Genomic DNA, 2635 nt, shown 5'->3' on the forward strand with positions numbered 1-2635 from the left:
GAGCTCGGCGAGGCTGCGATAGCGCACCCGCTCGTTGCCCTGGCTCACCTCGAGCGCCCCCGTGGCCCGGGCGGCGCGCAGCGCGTCAAGCTGTTCCTGCGTGAAGCTCATAGCCAATCCTCCCGGTCGGGCACCCAGCCCGGATCTGCATCTGCGGTTGTCGGTTTCTGTTCGGGGCGGGGCTTTCCGCCCCGCGGCAGCGCCGGCGCCGGCTCTTCCGGCATCGCCTGCGTGCTGAGCGGCCGTGGCAGCTCCGCGACGACGGGCACCGCCGCCCCGAAAAGATCGCCCTGCGCCTCCTCGGGACCGCCGCCGCGCTCGGCGTCGAGCTGATCCCAGGCGGCATCGGACATATAGGTCCAGTGCTTGAAGCGCGCCCCGGCTTCCGCCATCAGCATCGTGTCGAGCGCCTCGTTGCGCCGCCCGGCTTCCGAGATGACCCAGCGGCTCGTCATCACGCCCGAGCTCGCCCGCTTCAGCACCCGCACCTCGGCCGTGACCTGCCGATAGTATTCGTCGCCAAGACCGGCCGCGAAGGCGCAATAGCCGCGGTCTGCCGGGTCGGTCTTGTCGAGCCAGGCGTAGAAGTCGCCCTTCAGCTGGCTGACCCCGACGATGAAGCCCTGCCGCTTCTTGCGCCGCGCCATCCGGTCGGTGCGTTTGTCGAATTCCATCCGCTTCAGCGGCTGCGCCAGCGCGCTGGTTGCACCTTTCGTCACGATCACCCGAGTGTAGGGATGGCTGAGCGCCCAGTCCCACACGTCCTCGGTGTAGGCGCCGCCGTCGATCGCCAGAACGTCGAGCGCGACCCGCCGGCCCGCCTCGGTGCGCCAGGCCGACTTCAGCAGCTGGTTCAGTGCCAGACGTGCCTCGTCCGAGCTGATGTGATGCGGGATCACCTGATAGTCGATCACCCACCGGCGATAGTTCCGCCCGAAGGCCACGATCTGCGCCTCGATCCGGTCGCCCTGACAGTCGACGCCGCAGGCAAGGATTACCCCCTGCGCCGGCACAGTGCCGCGCTGGATCGGCGGCACCGCCCCCTCGTCCGGCGTCTCGACGCGATCGCGCAGCTTCTCCCAGTCCGGCCCCTTGCTCGCCTGCTCGTAGGGCAGACCGAGCACGTCGTTCCAGAACGTCTGCTCGGTCTGGGCGTCCACCTGCTCGGCGAGCTTCGCCTTGCCTTCCTGCGTCAGCGCAACGCTCGTCCACCCCATGACGCGGGCGTATTCGACCGCGATCGAGGCCCAGTCCCGCTGCGGCACATAGGCGCGCCACAGGTGGAACCCCGGATGATCGCCCTTCGGGTTGTGCGCAACCCATTTCCCCGCCGCGACCATCGCCACCTTGTGGCCGTGCCCGATCACCGCCCCGCAGGCCTCGCAGCTGAAATGCGCCGCATGCAGCCTCTCCGGGTCGAGGTTGCGGCGGAAGTTCTCCCAGGTCAGCGGCGCCATGTTGCCGCAATGCGGACAGGGCACGTGGTAGTGCTCCTGCGTCGAGCGCTGGAAAGCGCGCGTGATCCGGCAGGTGCCGACGATCTGCGGCGTCGAGATCCGCACGATCTTCGCATCCTCGAAGCCCGCGGCGCGGCTTGCCGCCAGCTCTTCCGGGTCACCCTTCGGCGTCATCTCGAACTTCGCCACGTCATCCATCAGCACGAGGCGCCGCGTCGTGCCGGCGAGGTCGTCGGGCGAGCCTGCCGAGGTGATCTTCAGCGTGCCGGTGCGCGCGATGGTCTCCTGATTGTGCAGCGTGTCGGTCTGCTCCCCCCGGCCGTCGCCGAAGATCTCCCGCAGCGACGGCGCCGAGCGGCGCATCGGCATCCACTTCGTGCGCACCCATTCCGTCGCCGACGACGTGGTCGGATGCACCACCAGGCTGTCGAGCGGACCATACTCGTGCCAGGCGGCGACCGTCGGGTTCAGCACCGAGACCGTCTTGCCCCATTGCGCCGAGCCGCGCACCGTCACCTCGCGACAAGGGTGCTCCGGCGACAGCACCTCGTGGATGCGGCGCAGGAACGGAAACCGATCGATCCGGAACGGCCCGGGAAACGGCGAGCGCTCGTCGAATTCGATATTGTCCTCGCACCAGCGCGTGATGTCGGGCGGCGGCGGCGGCACCATCGCGAGGGCGAGGCCGCGCTCGACTGCGGCCGCCGCCGAAGACAGGAACCCCATCAGACATTCGCCTCCCGTTCCGCGTCCGACATCTGCACCGCATCCGCCGTGCCGCGGATCTGTCCCGCCCGCGTGGTCCGGTAGCTCCGCCATTCCGCCATCAGGATTTGCCGCACCTCCCGGTAATCGACCCCGAGGCGATCGGCGACGGCGCGGGCCGCATCCTTCAGCACCGCCTCGAACAGGCCGATCTCGCGCGCGAGCGCCTGCCCGCTGATGCGCTCGACCTCATCTGCGAGCACCCACCGGCCCTCGTCGCGCTCGTTGTCGCGGCGCTTGCGGCGGGCGTCTTCCTCGGCGTTGAGGATCCGCGCGAGCTCGTAGCGATCCGGGTCCCGCGGCTCGAGCAGGCTGTCGGTCCGCGGCGCCGTGCGCGGTGCCGGGGCATCGAGATCGCGCAGTGCCGCGCGCGTGCCCGCCCCGTTGCCCAGCATCTGCCCCGGGTCGAGGCG

General features: G+C 69.9%; 3 protein-coding genes. All 3 read right to left on the reverse strand.

Annotated elements, in window-relative coordinates:
- On the reverse strand, positions 1-111 hold a 111-nt coding region (locus tag EOW65_RS20450; protein WP_369407179.1), incomplete at its 3' end, for a phage head-tail joining protein.
- Complete coding sequence (locus EOW65_RS19740; RefSeq protein WP_128152379.1) at positions 108-2183, reverse strand: phage terminase large subunit family protein; 2076 nt, start codon at positions 2181-2183, stop codon at positions 108-110. The genes EOW65_RS20450 and EOW65_RS19740, both read right to left, overlap by 4 nt.
- Positions 2183-2635: hypothetical protein (locus tag EOW65_RS20060; RefSeq protein WP_164880178.1), on the reverse strand; the 453-nt coding region annotated here is incomplete at its 5' end. The genes EOW65_RS20060 and EOW65_RS19740, both read right to left, overlap by 1 nt.

The organism is Paenirhodobacter ferrireducens, assembly GCF_004022265.1.
GTDB classification, from domain to species: domain Bacteria; phylum Pseudomonadota; class Alphaproteobacteria; order Rhodobacterales; family Rhodobacteraceae; genus Rhodobacter; species Rhodobacter ferrireducens.

Excerpts from the sequence above, each read along its gene's own strand:
- EOW65_RS19740 (WP_128152379.1), bottom strand. The coding sequence starts at position 2,183 with ATGGGGTTCCTGTCTTCGGCGGCGGCCGCAGTCGAGCGCGGCCTCGCC.